Source organism: Geodermatophilus sp. URMC 63, assembly GCF_053502565.1.
Window position 1 is genome coordinate 588,090 of sequence record NZ_CP199956.1, and the last position, 19,999, is coordinate 608,088.

15 protein-coding genes are annotated in these 19,999 nt (G+C 75.3%); 7 read left to right on the top strand and 8 right to left on the bottom strand.

Annotated features, from left to right (window positions below):
* Window positions 1-15: 15 nt before the first annotated feature.
* Together ACWIZO_RS02800 and ACWIZO_RS02805 are read right to left on the bottom strand one after the other, a co-directional pair.
* Window positions 16-645 carry a PH domain-containing protein gene (locus tag ACWIZO_RS02800; protein ID WP_448641029.1) on the bottom strand — a complete coding sequence of 210 codons (630 nt, stop codon included), beginning with the start codon at window positions 643-645 and terminating at the stop codon, window positions 16-18.
* A 31-nt stretch (window positions 646-676) separates the two neighbouring features.
* On the bottom strand, window positions 677-1,519 hold the full coding sequence (locus ACWIZO_RS02805; RefSeq protein ID WP_448641030.1) for a biotin--[acetyl-CoA-carboxylase] ligase: 843 nt from the start codon (window positions 1,517-1,519) through the stop codon (window positions 677-679).
* 97 nt (window positions 1,520-1,616) lie between these two features.
* On the opposite strand from ACWIZO_RS02805, the gene ACWIZO_RS02810 reads away from it, so the two are divergent.
* From ACWIZO_RS02810 to ACWIZO_RS02830, 5 genes are all read left to right on the top strand, one after another.
* Entirely contained in the window at window positions 1,617-3,242 is a 1,626-nt protein-coding gene (locus ACWIZO_RS02810; RefSeq protein WP_448641031.1) for an acyl-CoA carboxylase subunit beta, read from the top strand.
* 2 nt (window positions 3,243-3,244) lie between these two features.
* The gene (locus ACWIZO_RS02815; RefSeq protein WP_448642917.1) at window positions 3,245-3,574 is read left to right on the top strand and encodes an acyl-CoA carboxylase subunit epsilon; all 330 of its coding nucleotides are present in this window, start codon (window positions 3,245-3,247) and stop codon (window positions 3,572-3,574) included.
* Entirely contained in the window at window positions 3,571-4,179 is a 609-nt protein-coding gene (locus tag ACWIZO_RS02820; protein WP_448641032.1) for a Maf family protein, read from the top strand. Before ACWIZO_RS02815 ends, ACWIZO_RS02820 begins: the two co-directional genes overlap by 4 nt.
* A 195-nt stretch (window positions 4,180-4,374) precedes the next feature.
* Window positions 4,375-5,715 carry an acyltransferase family protein gene (locus ACWIZO_RS02825; RefSeq protein WP_448641033.1) on the top strand — a complete coding sequence of 447 codons (1,341 nt, stop codon included), beginning with the start codon at window positions 4,375-4,377 and terminating at the stop codon, window positions 5,713-5,715.
* A gap of 111 nt (window positions 5,716-5,826) precedes the next feature.
* A complete protein-coding gene (locus tag ACWIZO_RS02830; protein WP_448641034.1) occupies window positions 5,827-7,587 on the top strand; it encodes an acetyl/propionyl/methylcrotonyl-CoA carboxylase subunit alpha in 1,761 nt (586 codons plus the stop codon).
* 109 nt (window positions 7,588-7,696) lie between these two features.
* Here the strand turns inward: ACWIZO_RS02830 and ACWIZO_RS02835 are convergent, their stop codons facing one another.
* From ACWIZO_RS02835 to ACWIZO_RS02845, 3 genes are all read right to left on the bottom strand, one after another.
* Window positions 7,697-10,063 carry a reprolysin-like metallopeptidase gene (locus ACWIZO_RS02835; protein ID WP_448641035.1) on the bottom strand — a complete coding sequence of 789 codons (2,367 nt, stop codon included), beginning with the start codon at window positions 10,061-10,063 and terminating at the stop codon, window positions 7,697-7,699.
* A gap of 92 nt (window positions 10,064-10,155) precedes the next feature.
* Complete coding sequence (locus tag ACWIZO_RS02840) at window positions 10,156-11,883, bottom strand: reprolysin-like metallopeptidase (protein WP_448641036.1); 1,728 nt, start codon at window positions 11,881-11,883, stop codon at window positions 10,156-10,158.
* 95 nt (window positions 11,884-11,978) lie between these two features.
* The gene (locus ACWIZO_RS02845) at window positions 11,979-13,385 is read right to left on the bottom strand and encodes an NAD(P)H-quinone dehydrogenase (RefSeq protein WP_448641037.1); all 1,407 of its coding nucleotides are present in this window, start codon (window positions 13,383-13,385) and stop codon (window positions 11,979-11,981) included.
* 116 nt (window positions 13,386-13,501) lie between these two features.
* On the opposite strand from ACWIZO_RS02845, the gene ACWIZO_RS02850 reads away from it, so the two are divergent.
* Both ACWIZO_RS02850 and ACWIZO_RS02855 read left to right on the top strand, forming a co-directional pair.
* Window positions 13,502-13,960 (top strand): gamma-glutamylcyclotransferase family protein, encoded by a 459-nt coding sequence (locus ACWIZO_RS02850; protein ID WP_448641038.1) that lies wholly within the window; start codon window positions 13,502-13,504, stop codon window positions 13,958-13,960.
* Between the two features lie 180 nt (window positions 13,961-14,140).
* On the top strand, window positions 14,141-14,785 hold the full coding sequence (locus tag ACWIZO_RS02855; RefSeq protein ID WP_448641039.1) for a class I SAM-dependent methyltransferase: 645 nt from the start codon (window positions 14,141-14,143) through the stop codon (window positions 14,783-14,785).
* Here ACWIZO_RS02855 and meaB read toward each other — a convergent pair.
* From meaB to ACWIZO_RS02870, 3 genes are read right to left on the bottom strand one after another with little or no spacing between them, the layout of a single operon-like run.
* A complete protein-coding gene (gene meaB, locus ACWIZO_RS02860; RefSeq protein WP_448641040.1) occupies window positions 14,782-15,801 on the bottom strand; it encodes a methylmalonyl Co-A mutase-associated GTPase MeaB in 1,020 nt (339 codons plus the stop codon). The two genes, ACWIZO_RS02855 and meaB, sit on opposite strands and share 4 nt — an antisense overlap.
* Before the next feature lie 47 nt (window positions 15,802-15,848).
* Window positions 15,849-18,056 (bottom strand): methylmalonyl-CoA mutase, encoded by a 2,208-nt coding sequence (gene scpA, locus ACWIZO_RS02865; RefSeq protein ID WP_448641041.1) that lies wholly within the window; start codon window positions 18,054-18,056, stop codon window positions 15,849-15,851.
* On the bottom strand, window positions 18,053-19,972 hold the full coding sequence (locus ACWIZO_RS02870; protein WP_448641042.1) for a methylmalonyl-CoA mutase subunit beta: 1,920 nt from the start codon (window positions 19,970-19,972) through the stop codon (window positions 18,053-18,055). Before ACWIZO_RS02870 ends, scpA begins: the two co-directional genes overlap by 4 nt.
* Between the last annotated feature and the right edge of the window lie 27 nt (window positions 19,973-19,999).

The window sequence follows — 19,999 nt, forward strand, 5'->3', positions numbered from 1 at the left end:
GCCTCACCGGCCCGGTCAGTACGGGGAGGTGGAGTGCCCCGGCGCCCGGTGCCAGCCGGAGGCCCAGCCGTCGTGCGGGTCGGCGTCGTACGGGTCGGCGTCGTACGGGTCGGCCTCGTACGGGTCGGCGGACCGGCCGGCCTCGTGCGCCCGCCGCTCGTCGTCCTCCTCGATCAGGTGGTGCAGCAGCGCCGCGGTCCCCTCGACGTCGGGCACCCGCTCGAGGACGAGGGCACCGCCGTCGCCGACCGACTCGACGGTCAGCGTCCCGGAGCGGGTGAGCCGCTGCCGCAGCGTCTGCCGGAAGGAGACGTCGGTGACGCGCGACAGCGCGACGTCGCGCCCGCGGCGAGAGCGGACCCCCTCGCGGGAGAGCAGCCGGCGCGTGGTGAGCACGTGGTGGGTCGTGCGCCAGCGCAGCAGCGGCCCGGCGACGAGGACCGCCAGGGCGCCCAGCGCGACGGCGAGCAGCGTGAGGCGCAGTGCGCCCTGTTGGGGGCCGGGCGGGACCAGCGCGGCCAGGTAGGAGCCCGCGCCGACGACGACGAGGGACCGGACGACCGGCCAGAACAGCGTCGTCCAGTGCGGGTGCAGGTGGACGACGACCTCCTCGTCGTCGACGAGGAGCTTGTCGGGGTAGGGCACCCCGCCAGGATGACCGAGGGCGGGCCGCCGGTCAGGCTCCGCGCGGGCGTGTTCGCACGTGCTGGACGTCGCCGCTGGCGAGCTCGACGGTGCCGGCGCCGGTGCGGACGACCAGCCGGCCGTCCCAGTCGACGGAGGTGGCCGTGCCCGACAGCGTCGAGCCGTCGGGCAGGCTGACGGCGACCTCCGCGCCGACGGTGGAGCACCAGGCGAGGTAGTCGCCGGCCAGGCCCGTGGCCACGGGGTCGCCGAGCGCGGCGGTCCAGGCGAGGTAGCGCCGCTCGAGCGCCCGCAGGTAGGCCAGCAGCACCGGCGCCCGGTCGACCTCCGCGCCGGTCACCTGCGCCAGCGAGGTCCCGGTCGGCGGGAGCTCCCCGGCGCGGGTGGACACGTTGAGCCCGGTGCCGACGACGACCGCGGTGCCGCTCACCTCGGCCAGGATGCCGGCGAGCTTGGCGCCGTCGGCGGCCAGCAGGTCGTTGGGCCACTTGAGCGAGGTGCGCACGCCCGTGACCTCCCCCACGGCCTCGCCCAGCGCGATGCCGGCGAGCAGGGGCAGCCAGCCGCGGCGGGCGGCGGGGACGTCCGGGCGCAGCAGCACCGACACGGTCAGCCCCGCCCGCGGCGGGGAGGTCCAGGTGCGGGCCAGCCGGCCGCGCCCGGCGGCCTGGTGCTCGGCGACGAGGACGACGCCCTCGGTCCCCTCCTCGTCGGCGGCCCGCTCGGCGAGGACGGCGTTGGTGGAGCCGACCTCCTCGACGACCTCGAGCGCGCGCCACAGCCGGCTGTCGCGGGTGAGCGCCGCCTGCAGCGCGGGGCCGTCCAGCGGCGGGCGGTCGAGCTCCGACCAGCGGGCGGAGGACGCGTCGGTCACTCCCCTACGCTACGGCCGGTGACCGGGCCCGCGAGGGCACGGGCAGCAGAGCAGTGCCCGCACGAGCCGGGCCGACGAGCGCCAGCGAGGAGAACCCGTGAGTGCGGCTGAACTGGAGAGCGCCGGGGAGACCCCGTCCGGCGACGTCGACGTCCACACGACCGCCGGCAAGCTGGCGGACTTCGAGCGGCGGGTCCAGGAGGCCACGCACGCGGGCTCCGAGCGGGCGGTGGACAAGCAGCACGCCGCCGGGAAGATGACCGCCCGCGAGCGGATCGAGGCGCTGCTGGACCCGGGCTCGTTCACCGAGCTCGACGAGTTCGCCCGCCACCGCTCCAGCAACTTCGGCATGGAGTCCAAGCGGCCCTTCGGCGACGGCGTGGTCACCGGGTACGGCACCGTCGACGGGCGCCCGGTGTGCGTCTTCTCCCAGGACGTCACGGTCTTCGGCGGCAGCCTCGGCGAGGTCTACGGCGAGAAGATCGTCAAGGTCCTGGACCTGGCCGTGCGCAACGGCTGCCCGATCATCGGCATCAACGAGGGCGGCGGCGCGCGGATCCAGGAGGGCGTGGTCTCCCTCGGCCTCTACGGCGAGATCTTCCGCCGCAACGTGCACGCCTCGGGCGTGATCCCGCAGATCTCGCTGGTCATGGGCGCCGCGGCCGGCGGCCACGTCTACTCCCCCGCGCTCACCGACTTCGTCGTGATGGTCGACCGGACCAGCCAGATGTTCATCACCGGCCCCGACGTCGTGAAGACCGTGACCGGCGAGGACGTCAGCCTGGAGGAGCTCGGCGGCGCCCGCACGCACAACACCAAGTCCGGCGTCGCGCACTACCTGGCCGAGGACGAGGCCGACGCGCTCGACTACGTCAAGGCGCTGCTGTCCTACCTGCCGAGCAACAACCTCGACCCGCTGCCGGCTCTCGAGGTCGCCCCGGCCGACACCACGACCGACGGCGTCACCGACGACGACCGCGAGCTCGACACGTTCGTCCCGGACTCGGCCAACACCCCCTACGACATGCACACCGTCATCGAGCACGTGCTCGACGACGGCGAGTTCCTCGAGGTGCAGCCGCTGTTCGCGCCCAACATCGTCGTCGGCTTCGGCCGGGTCGAGGGGCGGCCGGTCGGCGTCGTGGCCAACCAGCCCACCCAGTTCGCCGGCACACTCGACATCGACGCCAGCGAGAAGGCGGCCCGCTTCGTGCGCACCTGCGACGCCTTCAACGTCCCGGTGCTGACCTTCGTCGACGTCCCCGGCTTCCTGCCCGGCACCTCCCAGGAGTGGGAGGGGATCATCCGCCGCGGCGCGAAGCTGATCTACGCCTACGCCGAGGCGACCGTCCCGAAGATCACCGTGATCACCCGCAAGGCCTACGGCGGCGCCTACGACGTCATGGGGTCCAAGCACCTCGGCGCCGACCTCAACCTCGCCTGGCCGACGGCGCAGATCGCCGTCATGGGCGCCCAGGGCGCGGTGAACATCCTCTACCGGCGCGAGCTCGCCGACGCCGACGACGCCGAGGCCCGCCGCGCCGAGCTGATCACCGAGTACGAGGACGCGCTCCTGTCGCCCTACATCGCCGCCGACCGCGGCTACGTCGACCAGGTGATCCGCCCGTCGGAGACCCGCGTCGAGATCACCAAGGGGTTGCGCCTGCTGGCCAACAAGCGCCAGACGCTGCCGCCCAAGAAGCACGGGAACATCCCGCTGTGACGATGACACCGTCGTCCTCCGGACGACACCGCGGCCACGAGGAGTCCCCGGCCCGCGCGGAGCCCACTCGGCCGCTCGTCGGCGACCCTCCGGGCCCCGCTCCTCGCGGCCAGGAGCCGTCACCTGGGACGCCACCGCTGCTGCGGGTCGTCACGGGCGAGCCGACCGACGAGGAGCTCGCCGCGCTGACCGTCGTCGTGGCCGCGCTGTCGCGGCGCCGGCCGCGTCGCCGTCCGGTGCCGGTCGGCGCGTGGGCCTCGCACGCCGACGCCCACCGCCGGCCGCTGCAGCCAGGGCCCGGCGGCTGGCGCGCCTCCGGGAGGCCGGCGTGAGCGTCGACCGCCGGCTCGTGCTGGCGTCGGCCTCGCCGGCCCGGCTGGCGCTGCTGCGCCAGGCCGGCCTGACCCCAGAGGTCGTGGTGAGCGACGTGGACGAGTCGGCGGTGCGGGCACCGCGGGTGGCCGAGCGCGTGGCGCTGCTGGCCGCGGCCAAGGCGAGCGCCGTGGCCGGCCGCGAGACCGACGCCCTGGTCGTCGGCGCCGACTCGCTGCTGGAGTTCCGCGGGCAGGCCATGGGCAAGCCGGCCGACGCCGCCGAGGCGCGCGAGCGCTGGCGGCGGATGTCGGGCCGCGCCGGGGTGCTGCACACCGGTCAGGCGCTGTTCGACGTGCGCGACGGCGCCGTCCAGGCGCGCGACGTCGTCGTGACCTCGACCGTGGTGCACTTCGCCAGCCCGAGCGCCGCCGAGGTCGAGGCCTACGTCTCCACGGGCGAGCCGCTGGCGGTGGCCGGCGCCTTCACCCTCGACGGCCTCGGCGCCCCCTTCGTGCGCCGGGTCGAGGGCGACCCGGCGGCCGTCGTCGGGCTGTCCCTGGCGGCGCTGCGCGAGCAGTTGGGCCGGCGCGGCCTCGCGGTCACCGACCTCTGGCGGCGCTGAGCGGGCCGAGCGCCGCCCGCGCGTCCACAACGCCTCCCACGGAGTTGGTCACAAGCCGCCAACAGGTCGCCGCCGAACACGCCGCGCACCGTCATTGCTCAACGTAACGGTGTCATTACTGTTCCGGCCGTGGAGTCAAGGACTGCTCACCAGGAGCTGAAGGCGGGTCCCCGCCGTCTCGAGAGCATCCGGGTGATGCGTGGGGTGGCAGCGCTCGCGGTGGTGTGCGCCCACGGCGTGGACCTCGTCGAGTCGCAGCCGCACCTGGGGCCGTCCCGGATCGCCGGCCTGGGCCACCTGGGCAACTCCGGGGCCATCGGCGTGGACCTCTTCTTCGTCATCAGCGGGTTCGTCATGGCCCTCTCGGTGGCTCGGATGTCGGGGGCCCGGGACGCACGCCGCTTCCTCGTCCTGCGGTGGCTGCGCGTCGCGCCGCCCTTCCTCGTGGCCTGCGCGCTGCTCATCTGCCTGCACACCTTCGTCGGCCAGCCGTACCCGCTGCCCTGGCAGGCGGCGGCCAACGCGACGCTGTTCGTGCCCGTCGTGGACCAGGTCGCCTACACCCTCCCCGTGCTCGACGTGGGCTGGACGCTGTCCTTCGAGTTCACCTTCTACCTGGGCGTCGCGGCGCTGGTCCTCGGCGGCCAGGCGCGACGGGCGTGGCTGCTCGTCCCGGCCCTCACCGGGCTGGTCGCCGTGGGCGCGGTGCTCGCCCCCTCGGCCTTCCTGCTCCGCTGGGTGACCAACCCGATCATGATCGAGTTCGCCTTCGGGATCCTCGCCTACTGGCTCTGGGACCGCGGCCTGCTCGAGCGGGTCCGCCCGGTCTGGTGGGCCCTGGGCGCCATCGCCGGCGGCGTCCTCGTCGCGGAGGTCGTGGTCGGCTACGGGGGCGCGTCTGAGGCAGGGACGGTGCTCGACGGCTCCGGCAGCACGCTGCGCGTGCTCGTCTGGGGGATCCCGGTCCTGTTCGTCTTCCTCGCTCTCCTGCCGTTGGGACGGTCGGAGGGGATCTCCCGCGCCGGACGGCTCGCCCGGCACCTGGGCGACAGCTCCTACTCGCTGTACCTGGTGCACATGTCGGTGTTCGGCTTCCTCGGCGCGCTGCTGAGCCGGCTGCCGGCCCTGCCGGTGGCCGACGTGCTGCTGCCCCTGAGCGTGGCCGTCGCCGCGGTCGCGGGCTCGCTCTTCCACCGCTGGGTCGAGGTCCCGATCAACGCGTGGGTCCGCGACCGGACGTCCCGCCGGACCGGGCCCGCCCCGGCTCGCCAGCACGCGGTCGGGCAGCCGGCCGTGCCGGCCCCCGTGCCGCTCGCCACCCAGCGGCTCGTGCTGACGGCGCAGCGGGAGGGCGCGTGGCCGCCGCCCGCGCGCCCGGCCGTGCCCGCCCAGCCGCAGGTCCCGTCCGCGCGGGCGAGGTCCGGTGGCGCACACCGGGCCGCCGAGGCCGCGCAGCGCCGGCCCCGCGTGGAGGCCCACCCGGTGCACGGGTCCCGGCCGGCGGCATCGCTCCCGCTGGGCGCGCCGAGCCGGTGACGCGCCGGCGCGGACGCCTCCTCCCGGGCGTTCCGGGGACCGGACCTGCCGGGAGCGGTCGGCCCTCCGCTGGCTAGAGTCCGACCGGTTCGTCTTCGAGGGAGAGCGCCGGTGCAGAAGGTCCTGATCGCCAACCGCGGGGAGATCGCGGTCCGCGTGGCGCGCGCGTGCAAGGACGCCGGGCTCACCAGCGTCGCGGTCTACGCCGAGCCCGACCGCGACGCCCTGCACGTGCGGGTGGCCGACGAGGCCTTCGCCCTCGGCGGGACGACGCCGGGGAACTCCTACCTGGTGATCGACAAGGTCATCGACGCCGCGCGGCGTTCCGGCGCCGACGCGGTCCACCCCGGCTACGGGTTCCTGTCGGAGAACGCCGGCTTCGCCCAGGCCGTCATCGACGCCGGGCTCACCTGGATCGGCCCCTCACCGCAGGCGATCCTCGACCTCGGCGACAAGGTGGCCGCGCGGCACATCGCCACCCGCGCCGGCGCTCCCCTCGTGCCCGGCACCAAGGACCCGGTGGGCGGCGCCGACGAGGTGGTCGCCTTCGCCGAGGAGCACGGCCTGCCGGTGGCCATCAAGGCCGCGTTCGGCGGTGGTGGGCGCGGCCTGAAGGTGGCCCGCACCATCGAGGAGATCCCCGAGCTGTTCGACTCCGCCGTCCGGGAGGCCGTGTCCGCCTTCGGCCGCGGCGAGTGCTTCGTCGAGCGGTTCCTCGACAAGCCGCGCCACGTCGAGGCGCAGGTCCTGGCCGACACCCACGGCAACGTCATCGTCGTCGGCACCCGCGACTGCTCGTTGCAGCGGCGCAACCAGAAGCTGGTCGAGGAGGCCCCCGCACCCTTCCTCACCGACGAGCAGCGGGCGCGCATCCACGAGTCGGCCAAGGCCATCTGCCGGGAGGCCGGCTACCACGGTGCCGGCACCGTCGAGTACCTCGTCGGCACCGACGGGTCGATCTCCTTCCTGGAGGTCAACACCCGCCTGCAGGTCGAGCACCCGGTCAGCGAGGAGACCAGTGGCCTGGACCTGGTCCGCCAGCAGTTCCGCATCGCCGACGGCCTGCCGCTGGAGGTCACCGAGGACCCGACCCCGCGCGGGCACAGCATCGAGTTCCGCATCAACGCCGAGGACGCCGGCCGCAACTTCATGCCCGCCCCCGGCCCGGTGACCCGCCTGGAGATCCCGCAGGGCCCCGGCGTGCGGTGGGACTCCGGCGTCGAGACCGGCGGCGAGGTGGCCGGCGCGTTCGACTCGATGCTGGCCAAGCTCATCGTCACCGGCGCCAGCCGCACCGAGGCCCTGCAGCGGGCCCGCCGCGCGCTCGACGAGCTCGTGGTCGAGGGGATGCCGACGGTGATCCCGTTCCACCGCGCCGTGGTGCGCGACGAGGCGTTCACCACCGAGCCGTTCACGGTGCACACCCGCTGGATCGAGACCGAGTGGGACAACCAGGTGCCGCCGTACGCCGCGGCCCCGGTCGAGCAGGGCGAGGACGAGCCGCGGCAGACCGTCGTCGTCGAGGTGGGCGGCCGCCGGCTCGAGGTGTCCCTGCCCGCCGGCCTGGCCGCCGGCGGGGGTGCGCCGGCCGCCGCCGGGGGCGCCAGGCCGCGCAAGCGGGGCTCCGGGCACGGCGGGTCGGGCGCCTCCGGCGACTCCCTCACCTCGCCCATGCAGGGCACGATCGTCAAGGTCGCCGTCGAGGAGGGCGCACTGGTCGAGGCCGGCGACCTCGTCGTCGTCCTCGAGGCGATGAAGATGGAGCAGCCGATCGCGGCGCACAAGGCGGGCACCGTGACCGGCCTGTCGGCCGGGGTGGGCGCGAGCGTCACCAGCGGCGCGGTCATCTGCACCATCACCGACGCCGAGTAGACAGCCGCCGACGCCGAGTAGACAGCCGCCGACGCCGGGCGGACAGCGGCAGGCGTCGGGGCCCGTCACCGCGTGGTGACGGGCCCCGCGTGCCATCCGGGCGGTGCGGTCAGGAGCCGCGGACCTGCCCGGTCCTCGCCGACCAGTACAGGCCGCCGCCCTGGAAGCGCTGGGAGACGTCGCCGTTCGACAGCGTGACCGGCTCGGCCACCGGGTAGCCGAGATAGCCGTTCTCCCAGCCCAGCTGCCCCCACCGGGCCCGGATGGCCCCGTTCACCGGCTGCGCGCCGGTGGCCGGCGACCAGTACACCGAGCCGTTCTGGAAGTGCTGGTAGCACCCACCGCTGCGCAGCCCGCACACCTCCCCCGTCACCGGATAACCCAGCCAGCCGTTCTCCCAGCCCAGCTGCCCCCACCGGGCCCGGATGGCCCCGTTCACCGGCTGCGCGCCCGTCCCCGGCGACCAGTACACCGAGCCGTTCTGGAAGTGCTGGTAGCACCCACCGCTGCGCAGCCCGCACACCTCCCCCGTCACCGGATAACCCAGCCAGCCGTTCTCCCAGCCCAGCTGCCCCCACCGGGCCCGGATGGCCCCGTTCACCGGCTGCGCGCCGGTGGCCGGCGACCAGTACACCGAGCCGTTCTGGAAGTGCTGGTAGCACCCACCGCTGCGCAGCCCGCACACCTCCCCCGTCACCGGATAACCCAGCCAGCCGTTCTCCCAGCCCAGCTGCCCCCACCGGGCCCGGATGGCCCCGTTCACCGGCTGCGCGCCGGTGGCCGGCGACCAGTACACCGAGCCGTTCTGGAAGTGCTGGTAGCACCCACCGCTGCGCAGCCCACACACCTCCCCCGTCACCGGATAACCCAGCCAGCCGTTCTCCCAGCCCAGCTGTCCCCACCGGGCCCGGATGGCCCCGTTCACCGGCTGCGCGCCCGTCCCCGGCGACCAGTACAGGGAGCCGTTCTGGAAGTGCTGCCGACAGCCGCCGTCGCGCAGGCCGCACTGTTCGCCGATGACCGGGGACCCGAGCCAGCTGCTCGATCCACCCAGCCGCCGGTAGGCCGCAGCGATCGCGGACTCGGCGACCGGACCGCCCGGCGACGTCTGCACCGTGACCGTCGCCCCTGACGCGGACGTGCTCGTGACGCTGAGGGAGAAGACGCCGCCGAGCGGGACGGGGCTCCCGGCCGGCAGCACGGACCGCTCGTCGGACTCCCAGTCCGCCTGGATCGTCGGGGTGCCGTCGAGCAACAGCGACGTGCTGCTCGTGGGCCCCGGCCCGTCGACGCGCACGAGCACCCCGGCCTCCAGCCCGGCGCTGAGGACGGGATCGGACAGCCAGCCGTCACGGCCCACCGCGGCCCGGTACTCGACCCAGTACCGGGTGCTGCCGGCCGTCAGCGCCAGGACCCGCACCCCGCTGCGGGCGCCGAGGGGAGCGAGGGTGTAGGTACCGCCGCTCCCCGAGGCGGGGACCACCTGCTGCGCCGACGGCGGCAGGGAGCCCAGCCGGGCGGCCTGCGGGGCGTTGAGCGAGCCCACCTGGTCCCAGGAGACGCCCATGACGTCGTACGGGTCCCGGTACTCCACCGTCCGACACGGCGTCGCCTCCGGCGAGCCGTCGCACTGCAGGGACGACGAGTGGCCGAGCCCGAAGTTGTGCCCGAGCTCGTGGGCGATGACCGAGGCCCTGGTGTCCTGCACGTAGAGCAGGCCGCCGGCACCCGTCCCCGAGCCGATCGTGCCCAGACCGTAGGCGCAGGAGGGCGTGTGGGCCGGGACGTAGAGCAGCAGGTGCTCGCCCGGGCCGCCGGCCCAGCCCACGGCCGCGGCCACCTCGTCCCAGAGGGCGAAGGGGGTGCGGCAGTCGGCGGTCGTGGGGATCCAGTCGCGCCGGCCGGTCACCGCGACGGTGACCGCGCCGTCGGTCTGCTCGTTCCAGAACCGGCGGACCGGCCCGTCCACCGCGGCCACGACGTCGGCGAGCGTGGTGCCGTCCCGTGGCGCACCACCGGGCTGGACCATCACCACGGTGACGGCGTCGGTCGTCGGGGCGGTGGCCTGCGCCGTCCCGGCGGGGGCGACCACCTGGGCGTCGAGGACGTCGCGGGCGGGGGCCAGCCCCTGCTCGACGACCCCCTCGTCGCGCACCGCGGCACCCACGGTGACCTCGACGGTGGCCCCCACCTCGAGATCGGCGACGTCCTCGGTGGGGACGCGCACCGACGCGCCGTCCTCGGGGTCGATCCAGCTCAGGAGGGTGTCCTCGGCGCCCGCGCCGGCAGTCGGTCCGGCGTGCTCGGGGTCGGCGAAGGCCTGGACCAGCTCGCCGACGACGACGTCGCCGGCGACCCCCTCCGGCGCCGGGTCCTCCGCCGCGGCCGGACCGGCGAGCAGCACCGGGGTCAGGACCGCGGTGGCGGCCGCGAGGGCGAGCAGCCGCGGGGACCGCGGACGGACGGCGAGGGGCACGGGTCTCTCCAGGTCGGGGGGTACCGATCTCCTCATCGGCGGGCCCGGCGCCGGACTGGACCCCGGAGGCCGCGGCTGCACCCGTCCGGGCGTCAGGGGCGGCGGCGCAGCAGGGGCAACCGGCGGGCGGCCAGCGCCGTCCCGCCGACGCCGAGCAGGCCGCCCGCGGCCAGCGCCGGGGTGGTCCAACCGGGGCTCGCGGGGGCCGTGGCGGCGGCCGCGACCGGCGCGGCGACGGGAGCGGGGACCTCGGTCGCGACCGTGACGGACGGCGCCGCGGGCGCGGGCGCCGGCGGCTGCGCGGTGTCCGCGGCCGGCGACGGGGCGGCCGCCGGCACCGGGGCCGAGGCCGTGGGGACGCCGGCGCGGGCCGGCGCGCCCGGGAGCACCGAGGGCGCCGGGCCGGCCGGCGTCGGGGCGGTGCCGGCGACCGCGGCGCCGCTGACCACGGTGACCGTCGCGCCCTCGGGGGTGACGGCGTCGACCGTGACGGTCAGCTCCCCGCCGGCGACCGTCACCGGGACGCCGGGCCGCAGGGCGGCCTGCAGGTCGCCGTCCCAGCCGGCCGCGGGCGACGGCGTGCCGTCGAGCAGCAGCGAGGTGTCGGGCAGCGCACCGCCGCGGTGCAGCAGGACGCCGCTGTCGAGCCCGTAGCGGTTGTCCGAGGCCAGCCAGGCGTCCCGGCCGACGGCGGCGCGGTACTCGAGCCAGTAGTCGGTGCCCTCGGCGTCGGTCAGCCGCGCCGCGCGGGTGCCGCTGCTGCTGCCGAGCGGGGTGAGGGTGACCGTCTGGGTGCCGGTGCCCGCGGGCACGGTCCGTGTCGCGGCGGCCGGCAGGACCCCGAGGCGCGCGGCCTGGGCGGCGGTCAGGCTGCCGACGCGGTCCCACGAGACGCCCATGACGTCGTAGAAGTCGCGGTAGGCGGCGGTGCGGCAGTCGGCGTCCCCGCTCGTGTCCTCGGTCGTGCCGTCGCACTGCAGCCCGCTGGAGTGGCCGAGCCCGAAGTTGTGGCCCAGCTCGTGGGCGATGACGGCGGGCAGGTCGTCGCGGACGTAGAGGCGGCCGCCGGCCGTCGTCCCGGAGCCGACCTGGCCGAGGGCGTAGGAGCAGCCGGGCAGGTCCTGCGGCTGGCTGCTGACGTAGAGCATCAGGTGCCGGCCGGGGCCGGGCCGGAAGCCGACGCGGGCGGCGGCCTCGTCCCACAGCGCGGTGGGGTCGGTGCAGCCGGCGGTGGTGCGGATCCAGTCGTGGGCCTCGGTGACCCCGACGGTGACCGCGCCGCCGGTCTGCTCGGACCAGAACCGCGCGACGGGGTCGTTGACGGCCGAGACGACCGACGACAGCGCCGTGCCGTCGGGCGTGCCGCCCTGCGGGACCACCATGACGACGGTGACCTGGTTGGTGACCGAGCCGGCCGGCACGGGGGCGGCCGTCGGGGCGGGCTGGACGACCTCGGTGCCGAGCACCTCGCGGGCCGGCTCGTAGCCGTCCTCGACGGCGGCCTGGTCGGTCTGGGTGCCGCCGACGGTCACCGCGACGGTCGCGCCGGGCTCGATGCCCTCGACGTCGTCGGCGGGGACGCGCACCGAGGTGCCGTCCTCTCCCTCGACGAGGGTCAGCGGCTCCTCGTGCGACTCACCGGCGTGCTGGCCCTCGATCGAGGTCTCCGGCCACACCTGGACGAGCTGGCCGGTGAACGTCTCGCCGGTGGTCTCGTCGGCCAGCGCCGACGACGCGAGCGGGCCGGCGCAGAGCGCGAGCACGGCACCGGCGACGGCCAGGGACCGCGACAGGCGGGCGGGGACTCGGGGCGCTGACATCTCCCCCGACATCGGCGGGCCGGCGTCCCGTGCGCACCATCGGGGACCCGTCCGTCACACCGGACCCGCCCGCCCCGTCCCGGGCGTCCCACCCGTCACGCGAGCGCGTCGGCCCCCATCAGTCGCCGGCCGGCCTCGGTGATCGAGCCCGACAGCGACGGGTAGATCGCGAAGGTCTGCGCCAGGTCGCTGACGGTCAGGCCCTTGGTCACCGCCAGCGCGATCGGCAGGATCAGCTCGCTGGCCCCCGGCGCCACGACCACCCCGCCGACGACGACGCCGGTGGCCTTGCGGGCGAACAGCTTGACGAACCCGGCGTGCAGGTCGCTCATCTTGGCCCGCGCGTTGGTGGCCAGCGGCAGCCGGACGACGTCGAGGTCGTGGCCCTCGGGCAGCGTCTTCTCCTGCACGCCGACGGTCGCGATCTCCGGGTGGGTGAAGACGTTGGCCGCCACGGTCTTCAGGCGGATCGGCTGCACGGCCTCGCCGAGGGCGTGCCACATGGCGATGCGGCCCTGCATGGCCGCCACGCTCGCGAGCTGGAAGACGCCGGTGACGTCGCCGGCGGCGTAGACGCCCGGCACGTTGGTGCGCGAGACCCGGTCGACGACGACGTGGCCGGACTCGCGCAGCTCGACCCCGCAGGCCTCGAGGTTGAGCCCGGCGGTGTTGGGCACGGTGCCCACGGTCATCAGCGCGTGCGAGCCCTCGACCGTGCGCCCGTCGGTGAGCTCGACGAGCACGCCCTTCTCGGTGCGGGTGACGGCCGCCGCACGGCCCCGCTCGGCGATCCGCCCGCCGCGGGCCTGGAAGACCTCCTCGAGCACCTCGGCGGCGTCGGCGTCCTCCCCGGGCAGCACCTGGTCGCGGGAGGAGACCAGGGTGACCGGCACGCCGGCCTCGAGGTAGCCGGAGGCGAACTCCGCGCCGGTGACGCCCGAGCCGACGACGACGAGGTGCTCGGGCATCTCCTCGAGGTCGTACACGTCGCGCCAGTCGAGGATCCGCTCGCCGTCGGGCTCGGCCCCGGGCAGCACGCGCGGGTCGGCGCCGGTGGCGATGAGGACGACGTCGCACTCGAGGGTCTCGGCGACCCCACCGTCGGCGTCGAGCACCTCGACGCGGTGCTGGACCAGGCCGCGGACGTCGTCGGCGAGCCGGCCCTGACCGGCGACGAGGCGCACGCCCTCGGCGGTCAGCCGGGCGTGGATGTCGGCGGACTGGGCGACCGCGAGGCCCTTGACCCGGTGGTTGACGGTGGCCAGGTCCAGCCCGACCGTGCGCAGGTCGGTGCCGCGCAGCCCCAGGACGCTGGAGTCGCGGACCGAGGTCATCGTCCCGGCGGCGGCGATGAGGGTCTTCGACGGGACGCAGTCGGTGAGGACGCTGGCCCCGCCGAGTCCGTCGCGTTCGACGACGGTGACCTCCGCACCGAGCGAGGCGGCCACCAGCGCGGCCTCGTAGCCGGCCGGGCCGCCACCGATGATGACGATGCGGGTCATGGCGCTCTCCTGCGTCAGGGGGTCGTGCTGTGCCCCTCATCCTCCCAGCCGTCGGCGCCGGAGTCGGGCAACTCACGGGTCGCGCGGGCCACACCGGCCCGTAGGCTCGGTCGGCGATGGGTCTCTACGCCGCCTACGGGTCCAACATGGACCCCGACCAGATGCAGCGCCGCTGCCCGTCCTCCCCGCACGTGGGCACCGGCTGGGTGCGCGGCTGGCGGCTGACCTTCGGCGCGGAGGAGTACGGCTGGGAGGGCGCGCTGGCCACCCTGGTCCCCACCGACGACGACTCCCCCGGCGTGTTCGTCGCGCTCTACGACCTCACGCCCGCCGACGAGCAGGCCCTCGACGCCTGGGAGGGCGCCGACTCCGGCCTGTACCGCAAGCTCAACCTGGGGGTGCACACCCTCGGCGGCGACGTCGTCGCCTACGTCTACGCGCTGGACGCCTTCGAGGGCGGGCTGCCCTCGGCCCGCCACCTGGGCGCGATCGCCGACGCCGCGGAGGCCGCCGGCGCCCCGGCCGACTACCTCGCGGAGCTGCGCGCCCGCGAGTGCCGCTCCACGGGGGCCTAGCGTCTGGCTCACCGCTGCCCACGGCAGGACCCGGGGACGCCACCCGGGGAGACCGGGCGGTGTCGGCCGGATACGTTCCTGGCCATGAACACCGAGGCCCGGAACGCCGGAGTCGCACCACCTCGGCAGGTGCCGTCCGCGTCCCTGGCGACACGACTGCGCGCGCGTGTCCCGCCGTCCGTGCGACAGGCGGTCCTGAAGGTGCTCAACCAGCCCTGGGACCTGGAGCGGGCAGCCGGTCGGCACGCGTTCCGCACCAGCGCCGAACTCGTGGCCACGTCGATGCCGCTGGCGCGCGTGTTCCGGACCCCGTTCGCGGTCCTCGACCACGCGCTGGCGGCCGCTCCGCCGACCGGCCTGGTGGCCGAGTTCGGCGTGCACTCGGGATCGACGTTGCGGCGGATCGCCCGCGCCCGCTCCGGCGCTCACGGCTTCGACTCGTTCCAGGGGCTGCCCGAGGACTGGCGTCCCAGTCACCCCCGGGGGACCTTCGCCCTGAGCACGTTGCCCTCCGTCGGCGACGCCGAGCTGCACGTCGGCTGGTTCGAGGAGACGCTGCCTCCCTTCCTCGAGGGCAACGACCAGCCAGCGGCGCTCCTGCACCTCGACGCCGACCTGTACTCCTCCACCGCGACGGTCCTGACCGCCTTGGCGAACCGCATCCGGCCGGGCACGGTGCTGCTGTTCGACGAGTACCTGAACTATCCCGGGTGGGAACAGCACGAGCACCGGGCGTTCACGGAGTACGTCGAGCACACCGGTGTCCGGTTCGACTACATCGCCTACAACAGCCGGGGCCAGCAGGTAGCGGTGCAGATCCGCTAGCCGCCGGGACGGCGACCCGTGCTGTCCCGGGGGTCGGCGAGGAAGGTCTCGAGCAGCCGGCGGGCGGCCAGCGCGGGGGTCAGCTCCCCGGCCAGGACGGCCTCCTCCAGCTCCGGCGCCGACGACCGGACGCCGGGGTGGGCGCGCAGCCGGTGCTCGAGCCCGTCGCGCACCAGCTGCCAGGTCCAGCGCACCTGCTGCCCGCGGCGCCGCTCGTCGAACGCCCCCGAGGCGCGGGACCGGTCCTGGTGCTCGACCAGCTTGGCCCACACCTCGGCCAGCCCGTCGCCGGTCAGCCCGGCGCAGGTCAGCACCGGCACGTCCCAGCCGCCGGGGGTGGGGCCGCGCAGCATCCGGATCGCGCCGGCCAGCTCGCGGGCGGCCTTGCGCGCGTCGCCGGCGGCCGGCCCGTCGGCCTTGTTGACGGCGATGACGTCGGCGATCTCGAGGATCCCGCGCTTGATCCCCTGCAGCTGGTCGCCGGTGCGCGCGAGCGTGAGGAACAGGAAGGAGTCGACCATCTCCGCGACGGTCACCTCCGACTGCCCGACGCCGACGGTCTCGACCAGCACGACGTCGTGCCCGGCCGCCTCCACGACGACCATCGACTCGCGCGTCGCCTGCGCCACCCCGCCCAGCGTCCCGGCGGTCGGCGCCGGCCGGATGAAGGCGTTGCGGTCGACCGCCAGCCGCGCCATGCGGGTCTTGTCGCCGAGGATCGACCCGCCCGAGCGCGCCGACGACGGGTCGACGGCGAGGACGGCGACGCGGTGCCCGGCCGCGGTGAGGTCGACGCCGAGTTGGTCGATGAACGTCGACTTGCCCACGCCGGGCACGCCGGAGATGCCGACCCGGCGGGCGTTCCCGGCGTGCGGCAGCAGCTCGACCAGCAGCTCCTGGGCGCGCTCGCGGTGGTCGGCGCGGCGCGACTCGACCAGCGTGATCGCGCGGGCCAGCGCCCGGCGATCGCCGCCCAGGACCCCCTCGACGAGCGCCGGGACGTCCGGACCCGGCATCAGTGGCCCATGCCGTCAGTGACCCATGCCGTCAGTGACCCATGCCGTCAGTGACCCAGGCGCGAGGACAGCGTCGTCAGCAGCTCCTGCGCCGCCTCGGCGATGACCGTGCCGGGCGGGAACACCGCGGCGGCGCCCATCTCCCTCAGCGTCGGCACGTCGTCGGGCGGGATCACGCCGCCCACCACGACGAGCACGTCGTCGGCGCCGAGCTCGGCAAGCGCGTCCCGCAGCGCCGGCACCAGCGTCAGGTGGCCCGCCGCCAGCGACGAGACCCCGACGACGTGCACGTCGGCCTCCACCGCCTGCCGGGCGACCTCCTCCGGCGTCTGGAACAGCGGGCCGACGTCGACGTCGAAGCCGAGGTCGGCGAACGCGGTGGCGATGACCTTCTGCCCGCGGTCGTGGCCGTCCTGACCCATCTTGGCGACCAGGATGCGCGGCCGGCGTCCCTCGGCCTCCTCGAAGGCCTCGGTCATGCGGCGGGTCTCCTCCAGCGGGCCCGAGCGGCCGGCCTCCTCGCGGTACACCCCGGAGATGGTGCGCACCTGCCCCGAGTGCCGCCCGTAGACCTGCTCGAGCGCGTCGGAGATCTCCCCGACGGTGGCCTTGGCCCGCGCCGCGTCGACGGCGAGCTTGAGCAGGTTCGCGTCCAGCGAGGAGTCGCGGCGTCCCTCGGCCGCCGCGCGGGCGGCGTCGGTGAGCCGGCGCAGCGCCTCCTGCAGCGTCGAGGCGTCCCGCGACGCGCGCAGCTCCTCCAGCTTGGCCTTCTGCTGCGCGAGCACGTCGGCGTTGTCGACGCGCAGCACCTCGATCGCCTCGTCGGCCTCGACCCGGTACTTGTTGATGCCGATCACCGGCTGGCGGCCGGAGTCGATGCGCGCCTGGGTGCGGGCGGCGGCCTCCTCGATGCGCAGCTTCGGGATGCCGTCGTCGATGGCCTGTGCCATCCCGCCGTGCTCGGCGACCTCCTCGATGTGCGCCCAGGCGCGGCGGGCCAGGTCGTAGGTCAGCTTCTCCACGTACGCCGACCCGCCCCACGGGTCGATGACCCGCGTCGTCCCCGACTCCTGCTGCAGCAGCAGCTGGGTGTTGCGGGCGATGCGCGCGGAGAAGTCGCTGGGCAGCGCGAGCGCCTCGTCGAGGGCGTTGGTGTGCAGCGACTGGGTGTGCCCCTGGGTGGCGGCCATGGCCTCCAGGCAGGTGCGGACGACGTTGTTGTAGACGTCCTGCGCGGTCAGCGACCAGCCCGAGGTCTGCGAGTGGGTGCGCAGCGACAGCGACTTGTCCTGCTGGGCACCGGCCTCCCGCATCAGCCGGGCCCACAGCAGCCGCGCCGCCCGCAGCTTCGCGACCTCCATGAAGAAGTTCATGCCGATCGCCCAGAAGAAGCTCAGCCGCGGCGCGAACACGTCGACGTCGAGCCCGGCGTCCTTGCCCGCCGTCACGTACTCCACCCCGTCGGCCAGCGTGTACGCCAGCTCCAGGTCGGCCGTCGCCCCGGCCTCCTGCATGTGGTAGCCGGAGATGGAGATCGAGTTGAACCGCGGCATCTCCTGCGAGGTGAAGGCGAAGATGTCGCTGACGATCTGCATCGACGGCTTCGGCGGGTAGATGTAGGTGTTGCGGACCATGAACTCCTTGAGGATGTCGTTCTGGATGGTCCCGGCCAGCTGCTTCGGGGCGACCCCCTGCTCCTCCGCGGCGAGGACGTAGAGCGCCAGCACCGGCAGCACCGCGCCGTTCATGGTCATCGACACCGTCATCCGGTCCAGCGGGATGCCGTCGAAGAGCTGCCGCATGTCCAGGATCGAGTCGATCGCCACCCCGGCCATGCCGACGTCGCCGACGACGCGCGGGTGGTCGGAGTCGTAGCCGCGGTGGGTGGCCAGGTCGAACGCGACCGACAGGCCCTTCTGCCCGGCGGCGAGGTTGCGCCGGTAGAACGCGTTGGACTCCGCGGCGGTGGAGAAGCCCGCGTACTGGCGGACCGTCCACGGCTGGGTCGTGTACATCGTCGGGTAGGGGCCGCGCAGGAACGGCGGCAGGCCCGGGTAGGTGTGCAGGAAGTCCAGGCCGGCGAGGTCGGCCGGGGTGGCCAGCGGCGGGACGGCGATGCCCTCCGGCGTCTCCCAGGTCGCCTCCTCGACGCCGTGGCCGGTGACCTCCTCGAACCGCTTGGCCCAGTCGGCCACGCCGCCGCCGGCCGCGGGGCGGCCCAGCTCGACGCTGCCGAAGTCGGGGATCCCGCTCATGCCCGCACCTCCACCTGCTGGTCGTCGCCCTCTGCGCGATCGAGGCCCACCTGGTCGTGCACCGTCCGGAGGACGTCGAGTGCGTCGCACCCGGCGTACACGTACCCGTCGACGCCGTCCACACCCAGCGACGGCCGGCCAGCGAGCCAGACGGAGGTGGCCCCGGCGGCGCGCAGCTCCGCGGCCAGGGCCGCCGCGGACTCCGCGTAGTCGCCGTCGGTGCCGCAGATGCAGGCCACGGTCGTCCCCGCCCCGGCGAGGCCGGAGGCGCCGTCACCGGCCGGGGTCTCCAGGCCGCCGGCCTGGAACAGGTTGCCGGCGAAGGTGGCCCGCGCGGTGTGCCGGGCCACCGGGCCGATCGTGGCGAGGTACACGCGCGGCCGGGTGGGGGCGGCGTCGGCGCGGTCGCGCAGCTGCTCGTACTCCTGCGCCGCCCGCACGCGGGGCAGGCCACCGGTCGGGTGCAGGTCGGCGGCCGGCTGCCGCTCGGGAAGCTTCTCGGCCAGGTGGGGGAACTCGCTGACGCCGGTGATCGCCTCGGAGCGCTTCGCCAGCCGGCGCGACCGCTCGTCCCACGCGGACGCCAGGCGGTCGCGGACCAGCCCGGACGACAGCGCCGCCGCCAGCCCGCCGGCCCGCTCGATCTCGGTGAACCACGCCCACGCCGCCTGGGCCAGCGACTCGGTGAGCGACTCGACGTACCAGGAGCCGCCGGCCGGGTCGAGCACGCGGGCCAGCGACGCCTCCTCGACCAGCAGGCTCTGGGTGTTGCGGGCGATCCGGCGGGAGAACGCGTCGGGCAGGCCGAGGGCGGCGTCGAAGGGCTGCACGGTGACGACGTCGGCGCCGCCCACGCCGGCGGCGAAGCAGGCCACCGTCGTCCGCAGCATGTTGACCCAGGGGTCGCGCCGCGTCGTCATCACCGACGACGTCACCGCGTGCTGGCGCATGGCCCGGGCGTCGGCGGAGGCGCCGCTGACCTCGCCGACGCGGTCCCACAGCCGGCGGGCGGCGCGCAGCCCGGCGATGGTCGTGAACTGGTCGGCCGAGGCCGACCAGCGGAACTCGAGCGCGGCGCACGCCTCGTCGACCGACAGCCCGCCGTCGGTCAGCGCGCGCAGGTAGGCGACCCCGGCCGCCAGCGCGCAGCCCAGCTCCTCGACCGCGGTGGCCCCGGCGTCGGCGTAGACGGTGGCGTCGACGACGACGGTGCGCCAGCCCGCGGGGGTGCGCCGGACGAGGTCGGCCAGCCCGGCCAGGTCCTGCTCCTCGCCACCGGCGGCGTGCACGCCGAGCGGGTCGAGGCCCAGCGAGCCGCCGGGCGCGAGGTCGGTGCGGTCCCCGACCAGCGACAGCAGCGCCTCCGCGGCGGGCAGCCCTCCGGAGACCGACACCGGCGCGAGGTCGAGGTAGACGTCGGAGAGCACGTCGCCGAGCGCGTCCACGGGGACGGCGCCCTCCCCCAGCACCAGCCACAGCGAGGTGACGCCGTTCTCCAGGTCGGCGGCGATCGCCTCCCGGGTCACCGCGACGTCGGGGTGGGCGTGCCGCTGCCGCACGTCCCAGCCGGCCGGGACGTCACCGGCCGCCGTGCCACCACCCGAACCCGCCCGCGACCCGCGGACGAACGGCGCCAGCCCCGGCACGCCGACCGCCGTCGGCAGGTCGCCGGCGTCCTCGGCGGTGTAGAGCGGGGCCACGCTCACCCCGGTGGCCACGGTGCGGCGCAGCGCGTCCTCGACGGGGTCGGGCAGCTCCTCGCGGCCGGCCTTCCGCAGCACCCCGGTGACCAGTTCGCGCCATCGCTCGCGGCCGGCCGGCGGGAACCCGGCGGCCAGGGACAGCTCGTCGGGCACCTCGTGCTCGGCGGGCACCTCGTCGTCACCCGGTGTCGCTGGCTGCGGAGTGGCGTTCATCGTCGAACTCCCGGCGTCGGCTCTGGG